Genomic DNA, 26,758 nt, shown 5'->3' with positions numbered 1-26,758 from the left:
TCGCCGGTCTGCATGGTGCAGTGGTGACCTCTGCCACCGATCCCCGCCCCCACACGACGACCTCGGCCTCCGGTCCGCCGTCGCCGGACGCCGCCGTACCGCCGGAGCCCGCGCCCCGCTGGTCGTTGCCCGCGCTGCTCGCGGTCCTGCTGCTGGCCGCCGTGCTGTACACCTGGAACCTGTCCGGCTCCAGCCTCAACAGCTTCTACAGCGCGGCCATCTACAGCGGCACGCAGAACTGGAAGGCCTGGTTCTTCGGTTCGCTCGACGCCGGGAACTTCCTCACCGTCGACAAACCGCCGTTCGCCGACATGGTCATGAGCCTGTCGTGCCGGATCTTCGGCTTCGGCACCTGGCAGATGATGCTGCCGGAGGTCGCGGCCGGGCTCGGCGCGATCTGGATCCTGCACTCCTCCGTGAAGCGGACGTTCGGGCACGCGGCGGCGGCCGTGGCCGCGCTGGTCCTCGCGCTGACCCCGATCACGGTCGCCATCAACCGGGACAACAACCCCGACACGATCCTCGTCCTGCTGATGGTCGGCGGCGCGGCGCTCGCCCTGCGCGCCACGCGCAACGGCAGGCTGCTGCCGCTGCTCGGCTCGGCGGTCTGCTTCGGCCTCGCCTTCAACACCAAGATGCTGGCGGGCTACATCGCGCTGCCCGCGGTCTTCGCGGTCTATCTGCTCGCGGCCCGGCCGACGCCGCTGAAGCGGATCGTGAACCTGCTGATCGCGGGCGTGGCCCTGGCGGTCTCCAGCTTCTGGTGGGCGATCGCCGTGTCCCTCGTCCCCGCCTCCGAGCGGCCGTACATCGGCGGTTCGACGGACGGCACCGCCTGGAACCTGATCACGGGCTACAACGGCCTCGGCCGGATCTTCGGCGGCGAGGGCAACGGCGGCGGTGGCGGGGGCGGCGGAGGCGGCTTCTCCGGCTCCGCGGGCCTCGGCCGGATGTTCAACGCCATCCTCGGCGGCCAGATCTCCTGGCTGATCCCCTTCTCGGCGGTGGCGTTGGTCGCCGGCCTGATCCTGTGCGGCCGCGCCCCGCGCACCGACCTCACCCGGGCCGCGCTCATCCTCTGGGGCGGCTGGACGGTCCTGCACTACGTCACCTTCGCGACCGCCGAGGGCACGATGCACCCGTACTACACGACCGCCCTCGCCCCCGGGATCGCGGCGCTGTGCGGAGGCGGCGGCGTGATGCTGCTGCGCGCGTTCCGCACCGACAAGCGGTGGATGTGGGTGCTGCCGGTCGGTCTGGCGGTCACGGCCGTCTGGGCGATCGTGCTGCTGCGCCGGGCCTCCGGCTGGAACACCTGGCTGTGGCCGGTCGTGGGTGTCGTGATGGCGGCGGCGATCGTGGGCCTGTTCGTCTTCCGCTCCGGGGCTCGCGTCCGGCTGTTCGCGGCCTCCGTGGCAGCGGCGGTCGTGGCCGCGGTCGCGGGCCCGGCGGCGTACGCCTGGTCGGTGCCGTCCGGTTCGGGCGGTGGCATGAGCGGGGTGAACCCGACGGCCGGTCCGTCGACGGGCGGCGGCATGGGCGGTCCTGGCGGGGGCGGCGGCCGGGGCGGTTTCCCGGGCGGCGGCCGGAACGCGGAGGCGGGCGGCATGCCTGGGGGTGGCTCGGGCGGGGAGATGCCGGGCGGCGGTGGCCGGCAGGCCGGTGGCTTCCCGGGCGGCGGCACGGGCAAGGGTGAACTCCCCAGCGGCCAGGGCGCGCCGGGCGGTACGACGCCGGGTGGCAACGGTGCCGCGAACGGCGAGTCGGGGCGCATGGGCGGCCGTATGGGTGGCGGCGGCATGGGCGGCGGCGGCATGGGCGGCGCGAACAGCGACCTCATCGCCTACCTCAAGAAGCACCAGGACGGCGCCACCTGGCTGCTCGCGGTCTCCAACTCGCAGAGCGCGGCCCAGATCGAGCTGAGCGCCAAGGTCCCCGTCATCTCCATGTGGGGCTTCACCGGCACCGACAAGGGGATGACCGTCGCCAAGCTCGAGGAACTGGTCAAGAAGGGCCGGCTGCACTACATCCAGCTCGGCGGCGGCATGATGGGCGGCGGCCCCGGCGGCGACAACAACAGCGTGTCCTCCGAGGTCACGGCCTGGGTGAAGAAGCACGGGACGCTGGTGAAGGAGAGCGCGTACAGCAAGACCGTGAGCTCCTCGGCTTCCTCCACCTCGTCCGGCAAGGCGTCGTCGCAGACCAGCCAGTCGACGATCTACCGCCTGGATCCGTCGGACGTGAGCTGACGCGACAGCCCGACGGCCCCCGACCACTCGGGGGCCGTCGTGGCAACGGCAGCAACCCGTCAGTCGTGCCGGCCCCAGTGCCCGCGATGGACGACCTCCTCCGCGCCGCGCCGGCGCTCCGCGATCCGGGCGCTCTGCGGGGGCAGGTCGTCGGCGCGGTAGCCGACCGTGATCCCGCCGATGGGTGCGTACTCGTCGGGTACTCCGAACTCGGCGCGGAAGGGCTGCAGATGCTCGGGCATGATGCCGAAGAAGCAGGCCCCGAGACCTTCGTCGACGGCGGTCAGCAGCATGAGGAGCGCGGCCATGCCGGTGTCGATGTACCAGTACGGCGCGGGCCAGCGGGCCTCGGCCCGGTCCTCCCACCCCTTGTCGGGTTCGGCGTAGCGCTCCAGGTAGGCCGCCTTGTGCGCCAGCGGCACCACGACCAGCGGCGCGTCCTGCATGGTCGGCGTGTTCTCGACCCTGGTGGGCACGAACGGCCAGAAGCGGGCCCGGTCGGCGGGATCGGTCAGCGCGAGGAACGCCCACCCTTGCGAGAACCCGGCCGAAGGCGCCCGCAGAGCGGACCCGAGGATCCGCTCGATCACCTCCGGGGACATCGGTTTGTCGGAGTAGTGCCGGACCATGCGCCTGCGACGGACCACCTCGGCGAATTCCATGGCGTGAGATCCTGCCATGGGCGTCAACTGGCGTGCCATGGAAGGCCGTACGCCAGGTCATGCGCTTCAGCTGTGCCGCAGCGCGAACCACAACTCCATGCGGACGTCCGGGTCGTCCAGGTCGGTGTCCAGCAGGGCCGCGCAGCGGGCGATGCGTTGCCGTACGGTGTTGCGGTGCACGTCCAGGGCCACCGCCGTGCGGTCCCAACTACCGTGCAGCGAGAGCCAGTTGCGTAGGGTCTCGGTGAGTTCGGGCCGAGCGGCGAGCGGGGCGAGCAGGGTGCGGGCGTGGGCCTCGGCGTCCGTGGGTGGCACCAGGTCCGCCAGTCCCGGCCGGGCGCCGTGCCGGACGAGTGGGGTGCGGGTGGCGCGGGCGCGGGTCAGGGCGCGGGCGGCCTGGGTGTCGGCGGCCGGCCACTCACGCGGCTCCACGGCGGCACTCACCCCGAGCGTCCAGCCCGGCTGCGGCTCCGGCTCCCGCGCGCCCGGCACCAGCACCCGTACGACCTCACGCCCGAGGTCGACCAATGGCGAGCCCAGCGCCGCGCCGAGGGCGGAGGCGGCGACGGCGTCCGGGAGCTGCGCCTCGGGCCGGGCGTGCACGACGACCCAGCCGCCCTCCCCGAGCAGCGGCGCGACCTCCTCCGGCGCCGAGCCGAACAGGAGCCGTACCAGCGCCGAGGAGCGGGCCGCCCCGGCCCCGCTCTGATGCTCCCCGGTCAGCAGTGACAGCAGGACGGAGGCCACGGAGGCGATGGTGTGGTCCCCGGGTTCGCGCCGTGCGCTCGCCACCGCGAGGACGAACCCTTCACCGGCCCCCAGGGCATACGCGGCGAGGTGTGTGTCGCCGAGGGTGTCCGTGGCGGACGTGGGGCCCGGGGTCCCGGTACCTCCGGGTCGTACCACCCCCGCCAGGTCCGTCAGCGCCTGTCGCACCCCCGCCCCCGGCTCCCGGCCCGCCGAGGCGACCTCCGTGCCGTCGGGCCCGTAGAGCACCGCGCGGCCGGACAGGCGCTGGGCCAGCTGGCGCAGGACCGAGGGGACCGGGTCGGGGCGGGCGGCGGCAGAGGCGAGGCTCTGCTGGGCCTCGGTGACACGGCGCAGCTCGGCCAGCCGGGCCTGCGCCATCAGCTGCCACACCGCGCGGGCCACGCCGGAGAACGTGGTCTGCGGGGGGACCTCCAGGAGCGGGAGGCCGTAGCGCTCGCACGCGGCGACCAGGGCGCGCGGGACCGTGTCGTGGACCGGCGCCAGACCGAAGCCGAGGGCCGCGCCGCCCGCCGCGACGATCCGGGAGACGTAGTCGTCGAAGTACGTCCCCGAGCCCGCCGCCTCCGGGACGTGCACCCCGGCCGTGAGCAGCAGCTCGCCGCCCAGCAGGTAGGGGTACGGGTCGGCCATCTCCGAAGTGTGTGCCCAGTGGATCACGATCGACGGATCCGCCGGGCCCGCGATCTGCCTCAGCGCCAGGTCCTCGCGGGCCAGCAGCGCCGAGAGCGGTACCGGTGGGGTCGGTGGGACGGCTGGGGTCACGGTCTCCGGCATGATGTGCGTTTCCTCCACCCCACCCCGTTCGTATGGATGAAACGTACACTTCGCAGTCGCTTTCCGGCCACCTAGTGTCGATGCACATCACCCGCCGGCGATCCCCAGTACGACTTCGAGTGGAGGAGGGCCCCATGGCCGTCGACTACACCGTGATCGTCGTCTATCTCACCGCCATGCTCGGCATGGGCTGGTGGGGCATGCGCCGCGCCAGGTCGAAGAGCGAGTTCCTGGTGGCGGGCCGCCGCCTCGGGCCCGCCATGTACTCCGGCACCATGGCGGCGATCGTCCTCGGCGGCGCGTCCACCATCGGTGGCGTGGGGCTGGGATACCAGTACGGGCTGTCGGGCGCCTGGATGGTCTTCACCATCGGCCTCGGGCTCCTCGCCCTCTCGGTCTTCTTCTCCGCCCGCATCGCCCGCCTGAAGGTCTACACCGTCTCCGAGATGCTCGACCTGCGCTACGGCGGCCGGGCCGGCCTGATCTCGGGCGTGGTCATGTGGGCGTACACCCTGATGCTGGCCGTCACCTCGACGATCGCCTACGCCACGATCTTCGACGTCCTGTTCGACATGAACCGGACCCTCGCGATCGTCATCGGCGGCTCGATCGTCGTCGCCTACTCCACCCTCGGCGGCATGTGGTCGATCACCCTGACGGACATGGTCCAGTTCGTGGTGAAGACCATCGGCGTGCTGCTCCTGCTCCTGCCGATCGCCGTGGTCAAGGCGGGCGGCTTCAGCGAGATGAAGGCCAAGCTGCCGACCTCGTACTTCGACCCGCTGGGCATCGGCGGCGAGACGATCTTCACCTACGTCCTGATCTACACGTTCGGCATGCTGATCGGCCAGGACATCTGGCAGCGCGTGTTCACCGCCCGCGGCGACAGGACCGCCAGGTGGGGCGGCACGGTGGCCGGAACCTACTGTCTTGCCTACGCCCTCGCCGGCGCGGTGATCGGTACGGCCGCCAAGGTGCTCTACCCCAGGCTGGGCAGCCCCGACGACGCCTTCGCCACCATCGTCAAGGACGAACTCCCCGTCGGCGTCCGCGGGTTGGTGCTGGCCGCCGCCCTGGCCGCCGTGATGTCGACGTCCTCCGGCGCCCTGATCGCCTGCGCGACGGTCGCCAACAACGACATCTGGTCGCGGCTGCGGGGGATCACCGGGCGGTCGTCCGACGATCACGACGAGGTCGGCGGCAACCGCGCCTTCATCCTGATCATGGGCGTGGCGGTGATCGGTACGGCGATCGCACTGAACAACGTGGTCGAGGCGCTGACCGTGGCGTACAACCTTCTCGTCGGCGGCCTGCTCGTCCCGATCCTCGGCGGCCTGCTGTGGAAGCGCGGCACGGCACCGGGCGCGCTGGCCTCGGTGACCGTCGGCGGCCTGGCCGTGATCGGCCTGATGGCGGGGTACGGCATCCTCGCCAACGAGCCGGTCTACTACGGCCTGCTCGCCTCCCTCGTCGCCTACCTCGCCGTGTCCCTGGCCACCAGGCCCACCGACGAGACGGTCCTCGCCACCTGGCGCGAGCGTCTCGCCGGGCGGTCCCCCGAACTCGCGTCCGAACCGGTCCCGGCTCACCAGTAGAGTCGTAGGAAAGCAGTACATGCGCGATGAAGCGCAGGAAAGAAGGCATTTCACCATGAGCAGCAACGAGACGCCCCGCGGTCCCGTCGACTCCTCCCGCATCCCGCGGTACGCCGGCCCCGCGACCTTCGCCCGGCTGCCCCGACTGGACGAGGTCGGCACCGCCGACGTCGCCGTGGTGGGCGTGCCGTTCGACTCCGGCGTCTCGTACCGGCCGGGCGCCCGCTTCGGTGGCAACGCCATCCGCGAGGCGTCCCGGCTGCTGCGCCCGTACAACCCCGCACAGGACGCCTCCCCCTTCGCCCTGGCGCAGGTGGCGGACGGCGGTGACATCGCCGTGAACCCGTTCAACATCAACGAGGCCGTCGAGACGATCGAGGCCGCGGCGGACGAGCTGCTGGGGACCGGGGCGCGGCTGATGACCCTGGGCGGCGACCACACGATCGCCCTCCCGCTCCTGCGCTCGGTGGCGAAGAAGCACGGCCCGGTGGCCCTGCTGCACTTCGACGCCCACCTGGACACGTGGGACACGTACTTCGGCGCCGAGTACACCCACGGCACCCCGTTCCGGCGCGCGGTGGAGGAGGGCATCCTCGACACCTCGGCCCTCTCCCACGTGGGTACGCGCGGCCCGCTGTACGGCAAGCAGGACCTGACGGACGACGAGAAGATGGGCTTCGGCATCGTCACGTCGGCCGACATCTACCGCCGGGGCGCCGACGAGGTGGCCGACCAGCTGCGCCAGCGCATCGGCGACCGCCCGCTGTACATCTCCATCGACATCGACTGCCTCGACCCGGCCCACGCCCCCGGCACGGGCACGCCGGAGGCGGGCGGCATGACCTCGCGGGAGCTGCTGGAGATCCTGCGGGGCCTGGCGTCGTGCAACCTGGTGTCGGCGGACGTGGTCGAGGTGGCGCCGGCGTACGACCACGCGGAGATCACGTCGGTCGCGGCCTCCCACACGGCCTACGAACTGACCACCATCATGAGCCGCCAGATCGCGGCGGCCCGGAAGGACTCGGAAGCGAAGTGACTCACGACCACGACCTGGTACTCCGCCCGACCGATCGGCAGACGGCGGCCGCGCTGAATCCCCCTCCCGGCCGCAGCGGCGGAGACCTGGTCGTGGAGACGCTGGCCGGGCTGGGCGCGACGACGGTCTTCGGCCTGCCCGGCCAGCACGCGCTGGGCATGTTCGACGCCCTGCGCAGGTCGTCGCTGCGGTACGTGGGCCTGCGGGTGGAGAACAACGCGGGCTTCGCGGCGGACGCGTACGGCCGCATCACGGGCGAGGCGGCGCCTTTGCTGCTCTCGACGGGCCCGGGTGCCCTGACGTCGTTGGCGGCTCTCCAGGAGGCGGCGGCGGCGTCGGCTCCCGTGCTGGCGATCAGCAGCCAGATCCCGACGGCGGGCCTGGGCGGCGGCCGCCACGGCTACCTCCACGAACTCCCGGACCAGTCCGCCTCCTTCCGGGGCGTGGTCAAGTCCGTCCACACGGTCCGTACGCAGTCCCAGATCCCGTCCGCGATCGCGGAGGCGTGGAAGTCGGCGCTCACGGTCCCGCACGGTCCGGTGTGGGTGGAGATCCCGCAGGACGTACTGCTGTCCCCGACCGCGCTGCCGGTGGTGACGGCGGTGGACGCGACGCCGGAGGAGGTGGTCCCGCGCATCGAACTGACGGCGGTGGCAGCCGACTTGCTGTCGCACGCGTCCCGCCCGGCGATCATCGCGGGCGGCGGGGTCGTACGGTCGGACGCGTCGGGCAAGCTGCGCCAACTGGCCGAAAAGCTTCAGGCACCGGTGGTGACGACCTTCGGCGGCAAGGGGGCGTTCCCCTGGGAGCACCCGCTGTCCCTCCAGTCCTGGCTGGAGGACAGGCATACGACGGACTTCCTGGAGGACGCGGACGTCCTGCTGGTGGTCGGCTCGGGCCTGGGTGAACTTTCCTCCAACTACCACACGTTCAGGCCCAAGGGCCGGTTGATCCAGATCGAGGCGGACCTCGGCAAGCTGGAGTCCAACCACCCCGCGCTGGGCATCCACGCGGACGCGCGACTGGCGCTGCAGGCACTGCTGGAGACGGTGGAGGAGCGGACGGACGAATCGGTACGGGGTCGGGTGCGCGAGCTTCTGGCGAAGGTCGGGTCCCGCATCGCATCGCAGGAACTCACCCTGGAGCAAGGGGTACTGGCCGCCGTCCGCCGCGCCCTGCCCGCGGATGCGCCCTCCTTCTGGGACATGACGATCCTCGCGTACTGGGCCTGGTCTGCCTTCGACCCCCGGGGTGCGAACACCATGCACTCGGCCCAGGGCGCCGGCGGCCTCGGCTACGGCTTCCCGGCGGCCCTCGGCGCGGCGGCCGCCGAACCGACCCGCCCGGTCCTGGCCGTCTCGGGCGACGGCGGCGCCCTGTACTCGATCGCCGAACTGGCCACGGCGCGCCAGTACGACCTCCCGGTCACCTGGCTGATCGTCGACGACGGCGGCTACGGCATCCTCCGCGAGTACATGACGGACGCTTTCGGCCAGGCGACGGCGACGGAACTGACCCGCCCGGACTATGTGGCCCTGGCGGAGTCCTTCGGGGTACCCGGGGTCCGTACGACGCCGGAGACCCTGGAGGAGGACCTGAGGAAGGCGTTGGCGGCCCCGGGCCCGTCGGTGGTCGTACTTCCGGCGGTACTGCGGATGTTCGCGCCGACGCATCTGGGTTAATCGGAGTGGACGAAGATCTCCTTCAGCTCCCGGTCCAGGTCCCGCCCGAAAACGGGGATGAGATAGCCCTCCTGCGCGTACTGGACACAGCGGTGGCCGCCGCCCTGTGTTTGGTACACCACACCGGTCTCGCCCGCGACGATGACGAAGACCCAGCCTTGGCCGGTTCCTGTGCCGTCAGGGTCGAGGTAGATGTACCGACGACCGTCCTCGTCGCCGTCAGCCATGAGGCTTCTTCAGGGCGTCGATGAAGGGGGCGAAGACGGTGGCGGGGAAGGTGAGGGTGCCGAGGGTTGGGGCTTTGGAGTCGCGGATGGCTATGTGGGACTCCAGGTCGGCGACTTCGACGCAGTCGTTCCCCTCGCCTCCGCCGGAGAAGGACGACTTCTTCCAAGAGGTGGGGGTGATCATGCCGGTCCTCACAGCTCCTTAGCCAGCTGGTGGATGAGATCGCGCGACTGCTCGGGGGACAGCGCCTGTTCCTTCACCTTACGGAAGAGCTTTCGAAAGTGCTCCAGTTGGGCCTCGGAGTCGACGAAGGCCGTACCGTGCGGAGCGTCGCGTACGACGGTGTCCAGCCTGGGGACCGCTCCACCCAGATGCACCATGGCGCTTCCGGCACCAGCGAAGTCGTCCAGCGCGAAGGGGATGACTCGCACGGTGACGTGGTCGGCCTCGGACACCTCCAGGATGCGGCTCAGCTGAGCCCGGGAGGCTGCCCGCCCGGCCACCCGGATGCGGAGCGCCGACTCATGGATCACGGTCTCATACGGGATCGGGTCGGCGCCGTCGATGACGACCCTCCGCTTCATCCGGTGCTCCACACGGAGGTCGACTTCGCTGTCGGGGAACTCGGGGTTCATGTAGGCGAACAGGGCTCGGGCGTAGTCCTCCGTCTGGAAGAGCCCGGGCACGTGGATGACCGCCACGTCGTTGCGGAACGTCGCGTGATGGTCCAGCTCGGCGAGATCCTGGTAGGCGGCGGGGAGGGCGCGCCGGTATTCCTCCCACCACCCCCGGGTACGGTCGGTCGCCATAACGGCTAGCGCGTCGATCAACTCGGCGTCCGAGCAGGCGTAGTTGGCGGCGAGCCGTCGCACCCGCTGCTCACTCACGCCGGCGATCCCGGACTCGATCTGACTCATCTGGACGGAGTTTGTCCCCAGCAAACTCGCAGCCTCGGTTGCTTTGAGCCCGGCGGCCTCGCGCAGCCTGCGTAGCTCGATGCCCAGGCGTACCTGGCGTGCTGTGGGGTGCCGTCGTGCTGGCACGGCGTCCTTCTTTCCTCAACGGCCCTGGTGAGGTGACTCGTTCGGGGGCCAGGTTACGTGACCTGCTTGCAGCGAATGAAATTTATGCCCTACCGTCGGTGACGTACCGCACACGCAGCGGAAGTGCACCGCGTCTGCGGCGTTGCCACCCTGCGCCCAAAAATCCCTTCATTCCACCGGAGTTGATGACGCATGCCCGAAACCTGGGACTACACCCTCCAGATCCCCAACGACCCCAGAGCCGTCACCATCGCCCGCCGCACCCTGCGCCTGATCCTCACCCTGCACGACCTCATCGGCCTCGTCGACACCGCCGAACTCCTCGCCACGGAACTGGTCTCCAACGCCGTACGACACACCAAGGGACCCGCCGCACTCAGGGTCCGCCGCTCCCCGGAGGGCATGGTGTGGATCGGCGCCTGGGACACCGACCCTGCCCCACCCGACCCGCCACGCCCGCTCGAGCAGGTCGCCGAGCTGGAGGAAGGGCGGGGATTGGGCCTGGTCATCGCGTGCGCGGAGTACTGGGGGTGGCAGCCGGCGGCACGGTTCGGCAGTCGGGGGAAGTACGTGTGGTGCGAACTTGCGGCGGCCTAGCTCGTTGATGGTCGGCTCGTCGCATGAGGCGCTGCACCGGATCTTCCGGGAGCGGTGGCCCGCGGAGCAGGTGGGCCACCACTTACCGGGGCCTGGTCACGCGAGGCCGGCCGCCGTCGCGCGAGCGAACCCCTCCGGGTTGTCCAGCATGATGTTGTGACCGCAGTCCGGCACCCGTGTCACGGTGACACCGGCCGCCTCCAGGGAGTCGATACCGGTGAGCTCCCGGTCGTCCTCGGGCACGAGGAAGGTCCGGGGAATGGTCAGGCCGACGAGCAGCTCGCGCATGGTGGGGGTGGTGCCGCGGACCAGATGCGCGGCGCTGCGGTACAGGCCCTCCCGGCCGGCCAGGCGCATGGTGGACCACCAGTGCGGGCCCACCCGATCGCGGACCTCCTCCCAGCCTCCCGCCAGGAACTCCTCCTCCGAGTAGTGGGCGATGCCGCTGCTGCCGGCCCAGTTGGGCCGGGGCTTGAGCGGATCGAGGTTGGCGTCGATCAGTACCAGCCGGGACACCAGCTCCGGATGACGCGCGGCCAGCACGATCGCCACGGAGCCGCCCATGCTGTGCGCGACGAGTTCGGCCCCCGTGACACCGGCGGACGTCAGGGCGGTGGCCAGCGTGTCCGCGTGTGACTCCAGCGTGTAGTCGAAGTCCGTCGGGCGGTCGCTGATGCCGTGCCCGAGCAGGTCGATCAGCAGCGAACGGCGGCCGGTCAGCAGCGGATGGACGGCGGCCTCGGCGAAGTAGGCCGGCGAGGTGGCTCCCAGACCGTGCACGTACACGCGTGCCGGTTCCTCGCCGGGCAGTTCCACCCAGCGCATCAGATCACCGGCGGGCGTCACGGTGGCGGCACGCATGTCTGCTGCTCCCCTACTCAACGGCACAAAGGAAGGAAGAGTAAGGCCATTCGGCCTGCGATGGTATCCCTCACAATGGGAGGCATGCCGATACCCGGGACACCCAGCCGTGCGCAGCTTGTCGACCATCTGGTGAGGACCCGTATCGCGGGGGACGTCGCCACGCCCCGCGAGAACAACCTCTCCCACTACCGCAAGCTGGCCAACGGCGACCGTAACTACTGGCTCGGTCTGGAGCTGGGCGACCGCTGGACGGACGAGCAGGACGTGCTCGCCGTCATGGCGGAGCGGGTCGGCGTCAACGACGACCCCGAGTACCGGTACGGCCAGGACACCATCGACCCCGAGCTGACCGTGGACGCGCTGGAACGGATGGCGGCGCGGCTGCGCAAGGCGGCGGAGGGGCGGCAGCGGGTGTTGTTCGCCACCGGGCACCCGGGCGGTCTGCTGGACGTGCACCGGGCCACGGCCGCCGCGCTGCGCGGCGCCGGCTGCGAGATCGTGGTCGTCCCGGACGGGCTGCAGACGGACGAGGGGTACGTCATGCAGTTCGCGGACGTGGCCGTGCTCGAGCACGGGGCCACGCTGTGGCACACCCACTCCGGTGAGCCGATGCGGGCCATTCTGACGGGACTTGAGCGTGCGGGGCGGCCGCTGCCGGACCTCGTCGTCGCCGACCACGGGTGGGCCGGGTACGCCGGACAGCACGGTGTCGACTCCGTCGGGTACGCCGACTGCAACGACCCCGCGCTGTTCCTCGCCGAGTCCGAGGGCACCCTCCAGGCCGTCGTACCGCTGGACGACCATGTCCCCAGCCCGCGTTACTACGACCCGCTGACGGCCTATCTGCTGGCCGAGTCGGGGCTTCTGACGGGCTGACAGCGCTGTGCGGCTCCTCGCGCGCGGAGCCGCACAGTGTGGACGCTGTCCGCGTCAGTGGTCAGCGGCCGTTGTCGCCGCCACCGTTGCGGCCGTTGCGGCCGTTGTCGCCGCCACCGTTGCGGCCGTTGTCGCCGCCACCGTTGCGGCCGTTGCGGCCGTTCTCGCCGCGACCGTGGTGACGGCCGCCGTGATGGTGTCGACCGCCGCAGTCGTGGTGCCGGTGGTGGCCGCCGCGGTGGCCCTCGGGCGCCGCCGAAGCGGTGCCGGCCGCGCTGATCGAGGCTCCGCCGGCCAGCATCAGGCCGGCGGTGGACAGGACGACATAACGCTTAACGCGCTGTGCTCGCATGGGTTGTACCCTTTCGTTTCCATCATCTGCCGCGTCTCCCAGGGGAGGGGCGGCTTGGATGGTCGGGCGCCGCGCTCACGGAGAGGGAAGGCACGGCGCGCTCTTCAGGTGTCACCGCAGAGGTTGGCCGCACGGCCAATGCCTTCCACTCCCGTTCCGTCTGCACGGAACGTGTCCAGTCGGTCACGCTGTGCGCTGCGGCTTCACTGAAAGAGCGTAATAGCCCATCCGCCATCCGGCATCTCGGGACGAATCAGCCGCGCGGAACGCGGACCACGCCCTCCTGGATGACGGTGATGGCGAGTTGGCCGTCCCGCGTGTAGATGCGCGCCTGACCGAGGCCCCGGCCGCCGTGCGCGGACGGGGACTCCTGGTCGTACAGCAGCCATTCGTCGGCGCGGAAGGGGCGGTGGAACCACATCGCGTGGTCCAGGGAGGCGCCCACGACATCGCCCACCGCCCAGCCGCCTCGGCCGTGCGCCAGCAGGACCGAGTCGAGGAGCGTCATGTCGGAGACGTACGTCGCGAGGACGACGTGCAGGAGAGGGTCGTCGTCGAGCTTGCCGCTGGTGCGGAACCACACCTGGCTGTGCGGCTCGCGCGGCGCGCCGAACTGGCCGTACGGCGGCTCCTCGACGTAGCGCAGATCGACCGCTTCCCGTGCCTCCAGGAACTTCTCGACCACGGCCGGGTCGAGATGGCCGTAACCGCGCAGCCGTTCCTGTGAGGTGGGCAGGGTCTCCGGGTCCGGGGCGGGGGGCATGGGGGTCTGGTGGTCCAGGCCCTCCTCGTACGCCTGGAAGGACGCCGAGAGGTGGAAGATCGGCTTGCCGTGCTGGACGGCGACCACGCGGCGGGTGGTGAAGGAGCGGCCGTCGCGGATGCGGTCCACCGTGTAGACGATCGGCGCGCCGGGGTCGCCCGGGCGCAGGAAGTAGGCGTGGAGCGAGTGGGCGGGGCGGTCGGCGGGGACGGTCCGGCCGGCGGCGACCACCGCCTGCGCCGCGACCTGCCCGCCGAAGACGCGGGGTACGACGGCGGAGCGGGACTGGCCGCGGAAGATGTTCTCCTCGATCTGCTCGAGGTCGAGCAGATCGAGGAGGTCCTGGAGTGCCTGGCTCATGGGTGAGTTGTACCGGCCAGTGATTGCGTCGGGTTTCGTGGGCCTTACAGGCCCATGTCCTTGGCGATGATCGTCTTCATGATCTCGCTGGTGCCGCCGTAGATGCGGTTGACGCGGTTGTCCGCGTACAGGCGGGCGATCGGGTACTCGTTCATGAAGCCGTAGCCGCCGTGCAGCTGGAGGCAGCGGTCGATCACGCGGTGGGCGACCTCGGTGCAGAACAGCTTGGCGCTGGCGGCCTCGGCAGGGGTCAGCTCACCGGCGTCGAGGGCCTCCGTGGCGCGGTCGGCGACGGCCTCGGCCGCGTCCACCTCGGCCTGGCAGGCGGCCAGCTCGAACTTGGTGTTCTGGAAGGCGGCGACGGGCTGGCCGAAGACGACGCGGTCCTGGACGTACTGCTTGGCGAACCGGACGGCGGCCTTGGCCTGCGCGTACGCGCCGAAGGCGATGCCCCAGCGCTCGGAGGCCAGGTTGTGGCCGAGGTAGTAGAAGCCCTTGTTCTCCTCGCCGAGGAGGTCCTCGACCGGGACCTTGACGTCGACGAAGGCCAGCTCGGCGGTGTCGGAGGTCTTCAGGCCGAGCTTGTCGAGCTTGCGGCCGACCGAGTAGCCCTCGGCCTTGGTGTCCACGACGAACAGGGAGATGCCGTGCCGGCGGTCCTCGGCGGTGGGCGCGGAGGTGCGGGCGCAGACGATCATGCGGTCGGCGTGCACGCCACCGGTGATGAAGGTCTTGGCGCCGTTGAGGACGTAGTGCGTGCCGTCCTCGGAGAGCTTGGCGGTGGTCTTCATGCCCGCGAGGTCGGAGCCGGTGCCCGGCTCGGTCATCGCGATCGCCCACATCTCCTCACCGGAGACGAACTTCGGCAGGTAGCGCTTCTTCTGCTCGTCGTTGGCGAGCAGCTTGATGTACGGCAGGCCGAGCAGGACGTGCACGCCGGAGCCGCCGAAGGACACGCCCGCGCGGGCGGTCTCCTCGTACAGGACGGCCTCGAACTTGTACGAGTCGATGCCCGCGCCGCCGTACTCCTCGTCGACACGGATGCCGAAGACGCCCAGCTCGGCGAGCTTGTAGTAGAAGTCGCGCGGCGCCTGGCCGGCGGCGAACCACTCGTCGTAGACGGGCACGACCTCGGCCTCGATGAAGGCGCGGAGGGTCTCCCGGAACGCCTCGTGATCCTCGTTGAACACCGTACGGCGCACGGCCTACCTCCACGTACCTCGGCATGACATCGGCATGTCTAAGCGCTTGCTCAGACTCGAAGATACCGGCGAGTACGGGGACGCGTCCAGAGACGCAGGTCACTCCCCCGCGGGCCCCCGGGCCCCGGGGGCCCTCACTCCTCCCCGGCCGCCTCGAACGCCCCGCACGCCATCCGGTGCAGCAGGGCCGCCGTGGCGGTCCGGCCGGGCAGGGTGCCCGCGCGGCCGAGGTGGGGGGTGGAGTTCAGCAGGCCGAAGACCGAGTGGACGGCCGAGCGGGCGGCGGGCTCGCTGAGGGCCGGGTAGACCTCGCGGACGACCTCCACCCACAGCTCGACGTACTGCCGCTGGAGCTGGCGCACCAGCTTGCGGTCGCTGTCGCGCAGCCGGTCCAGCTCGCGGTCGTGCAGGGTGATCAGCGGGCGGTCGTCCAGGGCGAAGTCGATGTGGCCCTCGATCAGGGAGTCCAGGATCCGGCGCGCGGGCACCCCGTCGGCCTCCGCCAGGCGCCGCTTGGCCCCCGTCAGCAGCTGGCCGCTGATGCCGACCAGCAGCTCGGCGAGCATCGCGTCCTTGCCCGGGAAGTGGCGGTACAGACCGGGGCCGCTGATGCCGACCGCGGCGCCTATCTCGTCCACACCGACACCGTGGAAGCCGCGCTCCGCGAAGAGCCGGGCGGCTTCCTTGAGGATCTGCTCGCGCCGCGTGGGGGCGTCGGTTCTGGTGACCATGCGAGTAATTCTAGACAGCGAGGTTAGCGGTCGTTAACCTGAAGGAAATGGTTAACGCTCATTAACAGGCGATCTACAGGTTCGACCACTGGGTGAGGGGACCGCAGGATGCACGAGGCACCGGAGCTGACGAGCGCGGCCGATCCCGCGTCGGAGGCCTGGCGGGCCAATGAAGAAGCCCACCTCGCACTCGTCGGGGAGCTGCGCGCCAAGCTGGCCACGGCCGCGCTCGGCGGCGGCGAGAGGGCGCGGGCCCGGCACACCGCGCGCGGCAAGCTGCTGCCCCGGGACCGGGTGGACACGCTGCTCGACCCGGGCTCGCCGTTCCTGGAGCTGGCCCCCCTCGCGGCCGACGGGATGTACGACGACCAGGCCCCGGCCGCCGGGGTGATCGCCGGGATCGGGCGGGTCAGCGGGCGCGAGTGCGTGATCGTCGCCAATGACGCCACGGTCAAGGGCGGGACCTATTACCCGATGACCGTGAAGAAGCACCTGCGCGCCCAGGAGGTGGCCCTCGACAACCGGCTACCCTGCGTCTACCTGGTCGACTCCGGCGGCGCCTTCCTGCCGATGCAGGACGAGGTGTTCCCGGACCGCGAGCACTTCGGGCGGATCTTCTACAACCAGGCGCGGATGTCGGGGGCAGGGATCCCGCAGATCGCGGCCGTGCTCGGGTCCTGCACGGCGGGTGGCGCGTACGTGCCCGCGATGAGCGACGAGGCGGTGATCGTCCGCAACCAGGGCACGATCTTCCTCGGCGGGCCGCCCCTGGTGAAGGCGGCGACGGGTGAGGTCGTCACGGCGGAGGAGCTGGGCGGCGGCGAGGTCCACTCCCGGATCTCAGGTGTCACCGACCACCTCGCCGAGGACGACGCGCACGCGCTGCGGATCGTCCGGAACATCGTCGCCACGCTCCCGGCCCGGCGGTCCCTGCCCTGGGAGGTGCGGCCGGGTGCGGAGCCCAAGGTCGACCCGTACGGGATCTACGGCGCGGTCCCGGTCGACTCCCGTACCCCCTACGACGTACGCGAGATCATCGCGCGCGTGGTCGACGGCTCCCGGTTCGCCGAGTTCAAGAGCGAGTTCGGGCAGACCCTGGTCACCGGTTTCGCCCGGATCCACGGCCACCCGGTGGGGATCGTCGCCAACAACGGCATCCTCTTCTCCGAGTCCGCCCAGAAGGGCGCCCACTTCATCGAGCTGTGCGACCAGCGCGGGATCCCCCTGGTGTTCCTGCAGAACATCTCGGGGTTCATGGTCGGCAGGGACTACGAGGCGGGCGGTATCGCCAAGCACGGCGCCAAGATGGTCACGGCGGTGGCCTGCACGCGCGTGCCGAAGCTGACGGTGGTGGTCGGCGGTTCGTACGGCGCGGGCAACTACTCGATGTGCGGCCGGGCCTACTCCCCCCGCTTCCTGTGGATGTGGCCCAACGCCAAGATCTCCGTGATGGGCGGCGAGCAGGCGGCCAGCGTCCTCGCGACGGTCAAGCGGGACCAGCTGGAGGCGCGCGGCGAGGAGTGGCCGGCCGAGGACGAGGAGGCCTTCAAGGCGCCGATCCGCGCGCAGTACGAGCGCCAGGGCAACGCCTACTACGCCACCGCCCGGCTCTGGGACGACGGCGTGATCGACCCGCTGGAGACCCGTCAGGTGCTGGGCCTCGCCCTGACCGCCTGCGCCAACGCGCCACTGGGAGACCCCCAGTTCGGCATCTTCCGGATGTGAGGAGGGGACCTATGTTCGACACAGTGCTCGTCGCCAACCGGGGCGAGATCGCCGTACGCGTCATCCGTACGCTCCGCTCGCTGGGCGTGCGCTCGGTGGCGGTCTTCTCCGACGCCGACGCCGACGCGCGGCATGTCCGGGAGGCCGACACGGCGGTACGGATCGGCCCGGCGCCGGCCGCCGAGAGCTATCTGTCGGTGGAGCGGCTGCTCGAGGCCGCCGCCCGCACCGGCGCCCAGGCGGTGCATCCCGGGTACGGCTTCCTCGCCGAGAACGCCGCCTTCGCGCGCGCGTGCGAGGAGGCGGGGCTGGTCTTCATCGGCCCGTCGGCGGACGCGATCGCGCTCATGGGCGACAAGATCCGCGCCAAGGAGACGGTGAGGGCGGCCGGGGTGCCGGTGGTGCCCGGCGGGCGTGACCCCGAACTGGCCGAGGCTGCCCGCGAGTTGGGGGCTCCTGTACTGCTGAAGCCGTCGGCCGGCGGTGGCGGCAAGGGCATGCGGCTGGTGCGGGACATGACGGTCCTGGAGGAGGAGATCGCCGCCGCCCGCCGCGAGGCCCGCGCCTCCTTCGGCGACGACACCCTGCTGGTGGAACGGTGGATCGACCGGCCCCGGCACATCGAGATCCAGGTGCTGGCCGACGGGCACGGGGGCGTCGTCCATCTGGGCGAACGCGAGTGTTCGCTCCAGCGGCGGCACCAGAAGATCATCGAGGAGGCGCCCAGCGTGCTCCTCGACGAGGCCACGCGCGCGTCGATGGGCGAGGCGGCGGTGCAGGCGGCCCGCTCGTGCGGGTACCGGGGCGCGGGCACGGTGGAGTTCATCGTGCCGGGCGGCGACCCGTCGTCGTACTACTTCATGGAGATGAACACCCGTCTCCAGGTGGAGCACCCGGTCACCGAACTCGTCACCGGGCTCGATCTGGTCGAGTGGCAGCTGCGGGTGGCGGCCGGGGAGAAGCTGGGCTTCGCGCAGTCCGACATCTCGCTCACCGGGCACGCCGTCGAGGCCCGGATCTGCGCCGAGGACCCCTCCCGCGGCTTCCTCCCCTCCGGCGGCACGGTCCTGCTCCTCGACGAGCCCCAGGGCGACGGCGTCCGCACCGACTCCGGGCTCAGCGAGGGCACCGAGGTGGGCAGCCTGTACGACCCGATGCTGTCCAAGGTCATCGCGTACGGCCCGGACCGCGCGACGGCGCTGCGCAAGCTGCGGGCGGCCCTCGCGGAGACGGTCACGCTGGGTGTGCCGACCAACGCGGGCTTCCTGCGGCGGCTGCTCGCGCATCCGGCGGTCGTGGCGGGCGAGCTGGACACGGGCCTGGTCGAACGGGTCGTGGACGAGCTGGTCCCGACCGAGGTGCCGGAGGCGGTCTACGAGGCGGCCGCCGCCGTTCGTGCGAAGGCGCTGGAGCCGCGCGCGGAGGGCTGGGTCGACCCGTTCTCGGTGCCGAACGGCTGGCGGCTCGGCGGCACCCCGAAGCCGCCGGCCTTCGACCTCCGGGTGCAGGACCCGGTGACGTACACCCCCCGGGGTACGGCCACCGTCACCGACGACACGGTGAGCGTCACCCTCGACGGTGTCCGCCACACCTTCCACCGGGCCGGTGACTGGCTGGGCCGGGACGCCGACGCCTGGCAGGTGCGCGATCACGACCCGGTCGCCGCTTCCCTGACCGGGGCCGGGCACGCGGGCGCCGACTCGCTGACCGCGCCGATGCCGGGCACGGTGACAGTGGTGAAGGTCGCCGTCGGCGACGAGGTCGCGGCCGGGCAGAGCCTGCTGGTGGTGGAGGCGATGAAGATGGAGCACGTCATCTCCGCCCCGCACGCCGGCACGGTCGCCGAGCTGGACGTCACGCCGGGCACGACGGTCGCCATGGACCAGGTGCTGGCCGTGATCGCACCACACGATGACGAAGGGGCGGTGGCGGAGTGAGCGTGGCGGGACTGCCCATGGCCGTTCCGGCCCAGGATCTGCCCGCGCGGGTGCGGATCCACGAGGTCGGGGCGCGTGACGGGCTGCAGAACGAGAAGTCGTCCGTGCCGACCGAGGTGAAGGCGGAGTTCATCCGCCGGCTGGCCGAGGCGGGCCTGACGACGATCGAGGCGACGAGCTTCGTGCACCCCAAGTGGGTGCCCCAACTGGCCGACGCCGAGCAGCTGTTCCCGATGGTCAAGGACCTTCCGGGGGTCGCGCTGCCGGTGCTGGTGCCCAACCAGCGCGGCCTGGACCGGGCGCTCGCCCTCGGTGCCGAGCGGGTCGCGGTCTTCGCCAGCGCCAGCGAGTCCTTCGCGCGGGCCAACCTCAACCGCTCGCTGGAGGAGGCGCTGGGCGTGTACGAGCCGGTGGTGCGCCGCGCGAAGGAGGCGGGCGTGCACGTGCGCGGTTACGTCTCGATGTGCTTCGGCGATCCGTGGGAGGGCGCGGTGCCGATCCACCAGGTGGCCGCCGTCTGTACGGCCCTGAGGGACATGGGCTGCGACGAGCTGAGCCTCGGCGACACGATCGGCGTGGCCACCCCGGGCCATGTCCACGAACTGCTGAACGTGCTCAACGAGGAGGGCGTGCCGACCGACGAGATCGGCGTGCACTTCCATGACACCTACGGCCAGGCGCTCGCGAACACCTACGCGGCCCTGGAGCACGGGGTGACGACGGTCGACGCCTCCGCCGGCGGGCTCGGCGGCTGTCCGTACGCCAAGTCGGCCACCGGCAATCTCGCGACCGAGGACCTCGTCTGGATGCTGCACGGACTCGGCATCGAGACCGGGGTCGACCTCGGCCGTCTGACCGCCACGAGCGTGTGGATGGCCGAACAGCTGGGGCGGCCCAGTCCGTCCCGTACCGTCCGCGCTCTCTCCCACAAGGACCAGTGATCAGCATGGACCACCGCCTCAGCCCCGAGCTGGAGGAACTCCGCCGTACGGTGGAGGAGTTCGCGCACGATGTCGTGGCGCCGAAGATCGGCGAGTTCTACGAGCATCACGAGTTCCCGTACGAGATCGTCCGCGAGATGGGCCGTATGGGCCTGTTCGGGCTGCCGTTCCCAGAGGAGTACGGCGGCATGGGCGGCGACTACCTGGCCCTCGGCCTCGCCCTGGAGGAGCTGGCCCGGGTCGACTCGTCCGTGGCCATCACCCTGGAGGCGGGCGTCTCGCTGGGCGCGATGCCGCTGCACCTCTTCGGCACGGAGGAGCAGAAACGCGAGTGGCTCCCCCGGCTGTGCTCGGGCGAGATCCTGGGCGCGTTCGGTCTGACGGAGCCGGACGGCGGCAGCGACGCCGGGGCCACCCGTACGACGGCCCGCCTGGACCCGGACACCGACGAGTGGGTCATCAACGGCACGAAGTGCTTCATCACCAACTCCGGTACGGACATCACCGGGCTGGTGACGGTCACGGCGGTGACGGGCCGCAAGCCGGACGGCAAGCCGCTGATCTCGTCGATCATCGTCCCGTCGGGCACGCCGGGCTTCACGGTGGCGGCGCCGTACTCGAAGGTCGGCTGGAACGCGTCGGACACCCGCGAACTCTCCTTCTCGGACGTCCGGGTCCCGGCGGCCAACCTGCTGGGCGAGGAGGGCCGGGGCTACGCCCAGTTCCTGCGCATCCTGGACGAGGGCCGCATCGCCATCGCGGCGCTCGCGACGGGCCTGGCGCAGGGGTGTGTGGACGAGTCGCTGAAGTACGCCAAGGAGCGTGAGGCGTTCGGCCGCCCGATCGGCGCCAACCAGGCCATCCAGTTCAAGATCGCCGACATGGAGATGAAGGCCCACACGGCCCGCCTGGCCTGGCGGGACGCGGCCTCCCGGCTGGTCGCCGGGGAGCCCTTCAAGAAGGAGGCGGCCCTGGCCAAGCTGTACTCCTCCACCATCGCGGTGGACAACGCCCGCGACGCCACCCAGATCCACGGCGGCTACGGCTTCATGAACGAGTACCCGGTGGCCCGCATGTGGCGCGACTCCAAGATCCTGGAGATCGGCGAGGGCACCAGCGAGGTCCAGCGGATGCTGATCGCCCGGGAGTTGGGGCTGGTGAGCTGAAGGGGCCCTGCAACGGCTCACCCGCGGGCGTTCACTTCTCGCGGGTGAGCTTCACGCCGATGCCGCACGGGTCGTCCGGGTCGCTGGTCTCGCACAGGCTCTTCCCGCCGCCCACCACGGCCAGGTCGACGTTGCAGGGGAACTCCTGGCTGTCGTCGCTCTTGAACGACAGCCCGATCCGGTCTCCCGAAGCCGCCGTTGCCCGGCTCGGGCCCGGCGTCGTCGTAGTAGAACGTGGCGTCCTTCTTCGCGTACTTCGCGTCCATTCCCTTCTCCCTGGCCTGGCCCACCAGCGTGCTCCGCCACTCCGAGAAGGTCGGGTCGACCGCCAGGCTCGCCGTGAAGGCGTCGCCGCCGCGGAACTCCTGGTTGCTCTTGAGCGGAAACCCGCCGCCCCACAGCCGGCCGAAGAACAGCGAGCGCGAGGTCTCCCACCCGTTCTTGGCCTTCGGGTCATGGACCATGCCGTCGCCCCGGGCTGCCAGACCTGGCCCGTGCCGACCCAGCCGCTGGGGTTGGGAACTGTTGCCCGCCACGGGACTCACGGGCCTTGCAGGCATACATGCGTTTGTTCATCGAATGCGTGACCTTTGCCGGTGGTGGTCGTTATGTGCTGCACCAGCGTCAACCCGCCCGACTCGTCCGGTCGGGCGGGCCGTCTCTCGTCGCGGGTTGGTCCGATTGATCGGATATACCGGTGAGTCACGCCGGGACGTTCCGGGCGGCGGCAGAGCCGAGGTTATGAATGCGTCACCTGACCATCCATGAGCATCAACCTCAGGAGCCACACGATGCGCCCCATCAGAGCAGCCTGTCTCGGCACGACCACTGCGCTGGTCGCCCTTCTCGCCTGCGCCCCTGTCGAGGCCGCCGCGACGGACACCGGTTCCGCCCACGCCAAGGGCGGACACCGGGTCATCACACTCATCGGCGTGCTCAAGGAGCAGACGCGCTTCCCCGTCACCCCAGGCGGCATCCCCGCCGCCCAAGGCGATCGAACCGTCTTCCGCTCGGACCTCCTCGACCAGAACCGCAAGAAGGTCGGCGAGACCGGCGGCACCTGCACCACCACCCGGGCCGTCGACGGCGGAGCGGAGGAGTGCACCGTGACCTACACCCTCCCGGGCGGCCAGCTCTCCGCGCAGGGGATGGTCTTCGGCATCCTCACCCAGGGCCGCCCGACGACCCCTCCCCCTCCGTTCGACAACGCGATCACCGGCGGCACCGGGAAATTCGACCGGGCTCGTGGCCAGATCCACGCCGAAACGATCGCTCCGAACACGAGGCGCTTCACGATCGACCTCGACTGACCCACCCTGCCCCCGCCCGGTGAGAAGGCCGGCGGGGGCTCCTTTGCATGACGCAGCTCTCGGCAGTCCGATCCCAGACGTCGCCGCGTACGGCATGGCCGGCCCTCGCCAACCCGCCTCCGCACCAACAGCACCCGGCCCTCACGGCCCCCGAGCACGGCGGCGTCTCCCGGTATCCGCCCCGCAGCACATCGTGCCCTTCCTCGATGGGTGCCGCATTCACGGACCGCCGGACCGGTCAAGGTGGAGCGCCCGCAGCCGAAGCCGAGGACGAATGACCGACTTCGCGCCGGACAGCTCCCACGCCTTGCAGTCGTTGCGGTTGCCGGGCAGCGGCCGGCCGACAGCGACCACGAAAGCGCGGCCGGGCCGAACTCCCGGCCTGGAAAGAGGAACACAACGCGTCCCACCGCAAGGTCCGCGCACGCGTCGAACACGTCTTCGCGCGGATGAAGGCATGGAAGATCCTTCGCGACTGCCGTCTGAAAGGCGATGGCGTTCACACCGCCATGCTCGGCATCACCCGGCTGCACAACCTCGCCCTCGCGGGGTAACTCACGCCCCATACGAGATCAGAGAGGCCCAAGGGATGTGGCTCCCACCTCCCCGGCTCGAAGAATGTTCAGTCGATACAGAACTCGTTGCCCTCGATGTCCAGCATCGGGATGCACGACTCGTTTTCCTCATCGGCATACAGCGTTTGCACATGGGTCGCACCGAGCGCGACCAGCCGTGCACACTCGGCTTCGAGCGCGGCGAGGCGCTCGTCCCCCACGAGCCCGGTGCCGACCCGGACGTCGAGATGCACCCGATTCTTGACGATCTTGCCTTCAGGGACGCGCTGGAAGTACAGGCGCGGGCCCACGCCTGAGGGATCACTGCAGGCGAACCATGATCCCTGCTTCTCAGGAGGCAGGGTGCGGTTGAAATCGTCCCAGGTGGTGAACCCCTCAGGTGGCGGCGGCGTGACGTACCCCAACACTTCACACCAGAAGCGAGCGAGGCGCTCAGGTTCTGCGCAGTCAAAGGTGACTTGGAACTTCTTGATCTCTGACATCGGCGCACCGTACCGCGTACCAGGGGACCCTGTCGCTCATTTTCCCAGGCGGATCCGCCCGCCACCCGTCGCATCCTGGGCCGCCTTGGACACCAAGTGATCAAACCGAACAGTCCAGGAGAACGACGCGACCGTGGCGGTGGAGCGCCCCAGTGGTCCCCAGGATTCACTCCTGACCAACCACCTTCAGACCAAGATCAGTTGCCGGACAGCTCTCGGGCGTGGTGAGCGAGGCTTCGACCGACACAGGGATGGGGGTAAACGCATGGGCGGGCTGCGGGAGTTGGCAGCGCCATTCGTCGCCCTGGGACCGCTGGACCATGACAGCGGGCGGTGGGCCGAGCGTAAGCGCGTGCTGACGCGGGAGTCCTCCTCCCGGTGGGCCGGGTCGATCACGAAGGCCTCTCACGATCAGTGCGCGCCGGCCCGGCGCGGCCAGCTCACACACATCCACAGCCTGGAAGCCGGGATCGCGACGATCGCGCACCGGCCGTCCCTGCCGGTCGGGGAGAAGGGCGGCAAGGGGGCGCCGGGCGGTTATCGCAGCAGGCGGGAGTGGCATGCGAAGGCGCGCCGCCTGCGCGTGCCGGCCGACCGGCTGGATGCCGCGCGGGTGGAGTGGCAGGCCGGTGTCGTGCGCGTGGTGCGCGGCGGCAAGCCGCTGCTGAACACCCGCCACCACCTGGAAGCCGCCCGTCTCACCGAGGAGCGGTGGCGTGTGCGGTGGCAGGCCGAGCGCCGGTGTTGTTCGTCGCAAGAGGCAACCAAGCAAAGGCAAATGGACGGAAAAGCGCACACACTGACCGTCGGGCACGGGACCTCTGGACATCAAGTGAGGTTAGGCTAACCTTGCTTTCGCTCCTGTCCGGCGGGCGCCTCGCCCCGTTCGAAAGCAGTCACACCCATGCCCCATGCCCGTGCCCTCCACCTCACCCGCCGTGGCATCCTCGCCGCGGGTGGCGCCATCGGACTCGGCGCCGCGCTCGCCGCCTGCGGGGACGACAAGGGCGAAGACAGCGGCTCCGGCGGCGGGACGAAGGCCGGCACGTCCGGCCCCTGGTCGTTCAAGGACGACCGCGGTACGACCGTGAAGCTGGACAAGGTCCCCGCGAACATCGTCGCGTTCACCGGTGTCGGCGCCGCGCTCCACGACTACGGCGTCCAGGTCAAGGGCGTCTTCGGCCCGACGACGACCAAGGAGGGCAAGGCCGACGTCCAGGCCGGCGACATGGACGTCAGCAAGGTGACCGTCCTCGGCAACACCTGGGGCCAGTTCAACATCGAGAAGTACGCCTCGCTCGCGCCGGACGTGCTGATCACGACGATGTTCGACAACGCGGGCACCCTCTGGTACGTCCCGGAGGAGTCGAAGAAGAAGATCGCCCAACTCGCCCCGAGCGTCGGCGTCTCCGTCTACGACCGTCAGCTCACCCAGCCGCTGCAGCGCATGTGGGACCTCGCCGAGTCGCTCGGCGCGGACATGAAGGCCGCCAGGGTGACCGACGCCAAGCAGCGCTTCGAGGCCGCCGCCGCCCGGCTGCGCGCCGCCGCCAAGGCCAAGCCCGGCATCAAGGTGATGGCCGGCAGCGCGAGCGACCCGCTCTTCTACGTCTCCGGCACCAACCTCTCCGTCGACCTGGAGTACTTCAAGGCCCTCGGCGTGAACTTCGTCGAGCCCCCGGAGAGCGCCAAGAAGCAGGGCGGCGGCTGGTACGAGTCGCTGAGCTGGGAGAACGTCGACAAGTACCAGGCCGACATCATCATGATGGACGACCGGTCGTCCGCGCTCCAGCCCGCCGGCATCACCAAGCCGACCTGGAAGAAGCTGCCCGCGGTGAAGGCGGGACAGGTCATCGCGCGCTCCCCCGAGCCGATCCTGTCGTACGACAAGTGCGTGCCGCTGCTCACCAGCCTGGCCGAGGCGCTGGAGAAGGCCAAGAAGGTCAGCTGACCACCCACCTGACGTCATTTCAGGAGCTCACATGACGACGGCCGTAGCCGCCCCGTTCCGTTTCTTCTCCCTCCAGGTCGTACGGACGAGGCGGCTGGGGCCGTCTCTGGTCCGGGTCACCTTCGGCGGAGCCGATCTGCACGCGTTCCACTCCGACGGGCGCGACCAGTCCCTCTCCCTCTTCCTGCCGCACTCGGGCCAGCCGGAGCCCGTCGTACCCCTGGACCTGGGCGACAACTGGTGGCAGGCCTGGCGTGAACTTCCGGACGACGTACGGGCGGTGATGCGGTCGTACACCCTGCGCGCCCTGCGCCGGGCCCCCGACGAGATCGACATCGACTTCGTCCTGCACACCCCCGCCGGTCCCGCCTCCCGCTGGGCCGCCCGCGCCGCCGCCGGGGACCGGGTCCTGGTGCTCGGGCCCGCCCTCGCCGACAACCGCGCGATCCGCTTCCGCCCGCCCGGGGACGCCGATCTCGTCCTGCTGTGGGGCGACGAGACCGCCGTACCCGCCGCGACCGCGATCCTCGAGTCGCTGCCGGCCGGCACCCGCGCCCGCGCCTGGCTGGAGGTGCCGCACGCCGGAGACATCCAGGACGTGCGCACCGAGGCGGACGCGGACATCACGTGGCTCGTACGGCACGACGGGTCCCCCATGGCCGTCGATGCCGTACGGGCCGCCCAACTCCCCACCGCCGAGCGCCCGTACGTCTGGATCGCGGGCGAGTCGGGACAGGTGAAGGCACTCCGGCGGCACTTCGTCGGCGAGCGCGGCGTGGACCGGCGGCGGGTGACCTTCGTCGGGTACTGGCGGCAGGGGATGACCGAGGAAGAGCTGCGGGCGGCGGAGTAACACACCGTCACGTGAGGCTGTCACGGGTGACGT

General features: G+C 70.7%; 25 protein-coding genes and 3 pseudogenes. 15 read left to right on the top strand and 13 right to left on the bottom strand.

All coding sequences use genetic code 11. The annotated features are described in order from the left end of the window. The first annotated feature begins 23 nt into the window (after nt 1–23). On the top strand, nt 24–2,249 hold the full coding sequence (locus ACH47Z_RS08535; RefSeq protein ID WP_399071944.1) for a glycosyltransferase family 39 protein: 2,226 nt from the start codon (nt 24–26) through the stop codon (nt 2,247–2,249). Nucleotides 2,250–2,308: 59 nt separating this feature from the next. On the opposite strand, the gene ACH47Z_RS08530 is transcribed toward ACH47Z_RS08535, so the two are convergent. Together ACH47Z_RS08530 and ACH47Z_RS08525 are read right to left on the bottom strand one after the other, a co-directional pair. Next, entirely contained in the window at nt 2,309–2,911 is a 603-nt protein-coding gene (locus ACH47Z_RS08530) for a nitroreductase family protein (RefSeq protein WP_399071942.1), read from the bottom strand. A 66-nt stretch (nt 2,912–2,977) separates the two neighbouring features. Next, nucleotides 2,978–4,456 (bottom strand): PucR family transcriptional regulator ligand-binding domain-containing protein, encoded by a 1,479-nt coding sequence (locus tag ACH47Z_RS08525; protein ID WP_399071940.1) that lies wholly within the window; start codon nt 4,454–4,456, stop codon nt 2,978–2,980. A gap of 134 nt (nt 4,457–4,590) precedes the next feature. Between ACH47Z_RS08525 and ACH47Z_RS08520 the strand changes: the two genes are divergently transcribed. Genes ACH47Z_RS08520 through ACH47Z_RS08510 form a run of 3 tightly spaced genes read left to right on the top strand, consistent with a single transcriptional unit; the run spans nt 4,591 to nt 8,769 of the window. Continuing rightward, nucleotides 4,591–6,051, top strand: a complete 1,461-nt coding sequence (locus ACH47Z_RS08520) for a sodium:solute symporter (RefSeq protein ID WP_399071938.1) — start codon at nt 4,591–4,593, stop codon at nt 6,049–6,051. A 55-nt stretch (nt 6,052–6,106) separates the two neighbouring features. Then, nucleotides 6,107–7,087: an agmatinase gene (speB, locus tag ACH47Z_RS08515; RefSeq protein ID WP_356312435.1), complete on the top strand. Its 981-nt coding sequence runs from the start codon at nt 6,107–6,109 to the stop codon at nt 7,085–7,087. Further along, a complete protein-coding gene (locus ACH47Z_RS08510; RefSeq protein ID WP_399071936.1) occupies nt 7,084–8,769 on the top strand; it encodes a thiamine pyrophosphate-binding protein in 1,686 nt (561 codons plus the stop codon). The genes speB and ACH47Z_RS08510 overlap by 4 nt, the downstream gene beginning before the upstream one ends. On the opposite strand, the gene ACH47Z_RS08505 is transcribed toward ACH47Z_RS08510, so the two are convergent. The 3 genes from ACH47Z_RS08505 to ACH47Z_RS08495 are packed head-to-tail and all read right to left on the bottom strand — an operon-like array spanning nt 8,766 to nt 10,040. Further along, nucleotides 8,766–8,996, bottom strand: a complete 231-nt coding sequence (locus ACH47Z_RS08505) for a DUF6210 family protein (protein ID WP_399071934.1) — start codon at nt 8,994–8,996, stop codon at nt 8,766–8,768. The genes ACH47Z_RS08510 and ACH47Z_RS08505 overlap by 4 nt on opposite strands. Further along, nucleotides 8,989–9,180 carry a DUF397 domain-containing protein gene (locus ACH47Z_RS08500; protein ID WP_399071932.1) on the bottom strand — a complete coding sequence of 64 codons (192 nt, stop codon included), beginning with the start codon at nt 9,178–9,180 and terminating at the stop codon, nt 8,989–8,991. Before ACH47Z_RS08500 ends, ACH47Z_RS08505 begins: the two co-directional genes overlap by 8 nt. Nucleotides 9,181–9,188: 8 nt before the next feature. Then, the gene (locus ACH47Z_RS08495) at nt 9,189–10,040 is read right to left on the bottom strand and encodes a helix-turn-helix domain-containing protein (protein ID WP_399071930.1); all 852 of its coding nucleotides are present in this window, start codon (nt 10,038–10,040) and stop codon (nt 9,189–9,191) included. A 192-nt stretch (nt 10,041–10,232) separates the two neighbouring features. Between ACH47Z_RS08495 and ACH47Z_RS08490 the strand changes: the two genes are divergently transcribed. Further along, a complete protein-coding gene (locus tag ACH47Z_RS08490) occupies nt 10,233–10,637 on the top strand; it encodes an ATP-binding protein (RefSeq protein ID WP_399071928.1) in 405 nt (134 codons plus the stop codon). A 96-nt stretch (nt 10,638–10,733) separates the two neighbouring features. Here ACH47Z_RS08490 and ACH47Z_RS08485 read toward each other — a convergent pair whose 3' ends face one another. Further along, the gene (locus ACH47Z_RS08485) at nt 10,734–11,498 is read right to left on the bottom strand and encodes an alpha/beta fold hydrolase (RefSeq protein ID WP_399071926.1); all 765 of its coding nucleotides are present in this window, start codon (nt 11,496–11,498) and stop codon (nt 10,734–10,736) included. An 84-nt stretch (nt 11,499–11,582) separates the two neighbouring features. On the opposite strand from ACH47Z_RS08485, the gene ACH47Z_RS08480 reads away from it, so the two are divergent. After that, a complete protein-coding gene (locus ACH47Z_RS08480) occupies nt 11,583–12,377 on the top strand; it encodes a phosphatase (protein WP_399071923.1) in 795 nt (264 codons plus the stop codon). Nucleotides 12,378–12,438: 61 nt separating this feature from the next. Here ACH47Z_RS08480 and ACH47Z_RS08475 read toward each other — a convergent pair whose 3' ends face one another. From ACH47Z_RS08475 to ACH47Z_RS08460, 4 genes are all read right to left on the bottom strand, one after another. After that, nucleotides 12,439–12,729, bottom strand: a complete 291-nt coding sequence (locus ACH47Z_RS08475; RefSeq protein WP_399071921.1) for a hypothetical protein — start codon at nt 12,727–12,729, stop codon at nt 12,439–12,441. Between the two features lie 253 nt (nt 12,730–12,982). Continuing rightward, nucleotides 12,983–13,852, bottom strand: coding sequence for an acyl-CoA thioesterase II (tesB, locus tag ACH47Z_RS08470; RefSeq protein WP_399071919.1), 870 nt, complete (start codon nt 13,850–13,852; stop codon nt 12,983–12,985). 44 nt (nt 13,853–13,896) lie between these two features. Next, a complete protein-coding gene (locus tag ACH47Z_RS08465) occupies nt 13,897–15,054 on the bottom strand; it encodes an acyl-CoA dehydrogenase family protein (protein WP_399071917.1) in 1,158 nt (385 codons plus the stop codon). 134 nt (nt 15,055–15,188) lie between these two features. Continuing rightward, nucleotides 15,189–15,785: a TetR/AcrR family transcriptional regulator gene (locus ACH47Z_RS08460; RefSeq protein WP_399071914.1), complete on the bottom strand. Its 597-nt coding sequence runs from the start codon at nt 15,783–15,785 to the stop codon at nt 15,189–15,191. A gap of 108 nt (nt 15,786–15,893) precedes the next feature. Between ACH47Z_RS08460 and ACH47Z_RS08455 the strand changes: the two genes are divergently transcribed. The 4 genes from ACH47Z_RS08455 to ACH47Z_RS08440 are packed head-to-tail and all read left to right on the top strand — an operon-like array spanning nt 15,894 to nt 21,554. After that, the gene (locus tag ACH47Z_RS08455) at nt 15,894–17,510 is read left to right on the top strand and encodes a carboxyl transferase domain-containing protein (RefSeq protein WP_399071912.1); all 1,617 of its coding nucleotides are present in this window, start codon (nt 15,894–15,896) and stop codon (nt 17,508–17,510) included. Between the two features lie 11 nt (nt 17,511–17,521). Further along, complete coding sequence (locus ACH47Z_RS08450) at nt 17,522–19,447, top strand: acetyl/propionyl/methylcrotonyl-CoA carboxylase subunit alpha (protein WP_399071910.1); 1,926 nt, start codon at nt 17,522–17,524, stop codon at nt 19,445–19,447. After that, complete coding sequence (locus tag ACH47Z_RS08445) at nt 19,444–20,388, top strand: hydroxymethylglutaryl-CoA lyase (RefSeq protein WP_399071908.1); 945 nt, start codon at nt 19,444–19,446, stop codon at nt 20,386–20,388. Before ACH47Z_RS08450 ends, ACH47Z_RS08445 begins: the two co-directional genes overlap by 4 nt. A gap of 5 nt (nt 20,389–20,393) precedes the next feature. Next, on the top strand, nt 20,394–21,554 hold the full coding sequence (locus ACH47Z_RS08440) for an acyl-CoA dehydrogenase family protein (RefSeq protein WP_399071906.1): 1,161 nt from the start codon (nt 20,394–20,396) through the stop codon (nt 21,552–21,554). Between the two features lie 17 nt (nt 21,555–21,571). Here ACH47Z_RS08440 and ACH47Z_RS08435 read toward each other — a convergent pair whose 3' ends face one another. Beyond that, nucleotides 21,572–22,018 (bottom strand): hypothetical protein, encoded by a 447-nt coding sequence (locus tag ACH47Z_RS08435; protein WP_399071904.1) that lies wholly within the window; start codon nt 22,016–22,018, stop codon nt 21,572–21,574. 327 nt (nt 22,019–22,345) lie between these two features. Between ACH47Z_RS08435 and ACH47Z_RS08430 the strand changes: the two genes are divergently transcribed. After that, a complete protein-coding gene (locus ACH47Z_RS08430; RefSeq protein ID WP_399071902.1) occupies nt 22,346–22,864 on the top strand; it encodes a hypothetical protein in 519 nt (172 codons plus the stop codon). Between the two features lie 255 nt (nt 22,865–23,119). Here ACH47Z_RS08430 and ACH47Z_RS08425 read toward each other — a convergent pair. Beyond that, nucleotides 23,120–23,218, bottom strand: a pseudogene (locus ACH47Z_RS08425) (IS5/IS1182 family transposase); the annotation flags it as partial. Between ACH47Z_RS08425 and ACH47Z_RS08420 the strand changes: the two are divergent. Beyond that, a pseudogene (locus ACH47Z_RS08420) lies at nt 23,218–23,418 on the top strand (transposase); the annotation flags it as partial. The pseudogenes ACH47Z_RS08425 and ACH47Z_RS08420 sit on opposite strands and share 1 nt — an antisense overlap. A gap of 68 nt (nt 23,419–23,486) precedes the next feature. Here the strand turns inward: ACH47Z_RS08420 and ACH47Z_RS08415 are convergent. After that, nucleotides 23,487–23,921: a VOC family protein gene (locus ACH47Z_RS08415; protein WP_399071899.1), complete on the bottom strand. Its 435-nt coding sequence runs from the start codon at nt 23,919–23,921 to the stop codon at nt 23,487–23,489. 265 nt (nt 23,922–24,186) lie between these two features. Between ACH47Z_RS08415 and ACH47Z_RS08410 the strand changes: the two are divergent. The 3 genes and pseudogenes from ACH47Z_RS08410 to ACH47Z_RS08400 all read left to right on the top strand — a co-directional run. Further along, nucleotides 24,187–24,660 (top strand): annotated as a pseudogene (locus ACH47Z_RS08410) (hypothetical protein); the annotation flags it as partial. Nucleotides 24,661–24,825: 165 nt separating this feature from the next. Further along, nucleotides 24,826–25,872: an ABC transporter substrate-binding protein gene (locus tag ACH47Z_RS08405; protein WP_399071897.1), complete on the top strand. Its 1,047-nt coding sequence runs from the start codon at nt 24,826–24,828 to the stop codon at nt 25,870–25,872. Between the two features lie 31 nt (nt 25,873–25,903). Next, nucleotides 25,904–26,725 (top strand): siderophore-interacting protein, encoded by an 822-nt coding sequence (locus tag ACH47Z_RS08400; RefSeq protein WP_399071895.1) that lies wholly within the window; start codon nt 25,904–25,906, stop codon nt 26,723–26,725. Nucleotides 26,726–26,758 lie beyond the last annotated feature (33 nt).

Origin of the sequence: Streptomyces sp. NPDC020192 (assembly GCF_044388685.1) — a bacterium.
Lineage (GTDB): Bacteria > Actinomycetota > Actinomycetes > Streptomycetales > Streptomycetaceae > Streptomyces.
The sequence above is the reverse complement of the archived record's forward strand: the minus strand, read 5'-3'. Positions and strand labels throughout refer to the sequence as shown.

What these genes read in the sequence shown, in the direction of transcription:
- ACH47Z_RS08485 (WP_399071926.1), bottom strand. Translation starts at nt 11,498, where the DNA reads ATGCGTGCCGCCACCGTGACGCCCGCCGGTGATCTGATGCGCTGGGTG.
- ACH47Z_RS08455 (WP_399071912.1), top strand. Translation starts at nt 15,894, where the DNA reads ATGCACGAGGCACCGGAGCTGACGAGCGCGGCCGATCCCGCGTCGGAG.
- ACH47Z_RS08415 (WP_399071899.1), bottom strand. Translation starts at nt 23,921, where the DNA reads ATGTCAGAGATCAAGAAGTTCCAAGTCACCTTTGACTGCGCAGAACCT.
- ACH47Z_RS08530 (WP_399071942.1), bottom strand. Translation starts at nt 2,911, where the DNA reads ATGGAATTCGCCGAGGTGGTCCGTCGCAGGCGCATGGTCCGGCACTAC.
- ACH47Z_RS08435 (WP_399071904.1), bottom strand. Translation starts at nt 22,018, where the DNA reads ATGGTCCATGACCCGAAGGCCAAGAACGGGTGGGAGACCTCGCGCTCG.
- ACH47Z_RS08430 (WP_399071902.1), top strand. Translation starts at nt 22,346, where the DNA reads ATGCGCCCCATCAGAGCAGCCTGTCTCGGCACGACCACTGCGCTGGTC.
- ACH47Z_RS08480 (WP_399071923.1), top strand. Translation starts at nt 11,583, where the DNA reads ATGCCGATACCCGGGACACCCAGCCGTGCGCAGCTTGTCGACCATCTG.
- ACH47Z_RS08505 (WP_399071934.1), bottom strand. Translation starts at nt 8,996, where the DNA reads ATGGCTGACGGCGACGAGGACGGTCGTCGGTACATCTACCTCGACCCT.
- ACH47Z_RS08520 (WP_399071938.1), top strand. Translation starts at nt 4,591, where the DNA reads ATGGCCGTCGACTACACCGTGATCGTCGTCTATCTCACCGCCATGCTC.
- ACH47Z_RS08490 (WP_399071928.1), top strand. Translation starts at nt 10,233, where the DNA reads ATGCCCGAAACCTGGGACTACACCCTCCAGATCCCCAACGACCCCAGA.
- ACH47Z_RS08400 (WP_399071895.1), top strand. Translation starts at nt 25,904, where the DNA reads ATGACGACGGCCGTAGCCGCCCCGTTCCGTTTCTTCTCCCTCCAGGTC.
- ACH47Z_RS08525 (WP_399071940.1), bottom strand. Translation starts at nt 4,456, where the DNA reads ATGCCGGAGACCGTGACCCCAGCCGTCCCACCGACCCCACCGGTACCG.
- speB (WP_356312435.1), top strand. Translation starts at nt 6,107, where the DNA reads ATGAGCAGCAACGAGACGCCCCGCGGTCCCGTCGACTCCTCCCGCATC.
- tesB (WP_399071919.1), bottom strand. Translation starts at nt 13,852, where the DNA reads ATGAGCCAGGCACTCCAGGACCTCCTCGATCTGCTCGACCTCGAGCAG.
- ACH47Z_RS08500 (WP_399071932.1), bottom strand. Translation starts at nt 9,180, where the DNA reads ATGATCACCCCCACCTCTTGGAAGAAGTCGTCCTTCTCCGGCGGAGGC.
- ACH47Z_RS08405 (WP_399071897.1), top strand. Translation starts at nt 24,826, where the DNA reads ATGCCCCATGCCCGTGCCCTCCACCTCACCCGCCGTGGCATCCTCGCC.
- ACH47Z_RS08440 (WP_399071906.1), top strand. Translation starts at nt 20,394, where the DNA reads ATGGACCACCGCCTCAGCCCCGAGCTGGAGGAACTCCGCCGTACGGTG.
- ACH47Z_RS08475 (WP_399071921.1), bottom strand. Translation starts at nt 12,729, where the DNA reads ATGCGAGCACAGCGCGTTAAGCGTTATGTCGTCCTGTCCACCGCCGGC.
- ACH47Z_RS08460 (WP_399071914.1), bottom strand. Translation starts at nt 15,785, where the DNA reads ATGGTCACCAGAACCGACGCCCCCACGCGGCGCGAGCAGATCCTCAAG.
- ACH47Z_RS08450 (WP_399071910.1), top strand. Translation starts at nt 17,522, where the DNA reads ATGTTCGACACAGTGCTCGTCGCCAACCGGGGCGAGATCGCCGTACGC.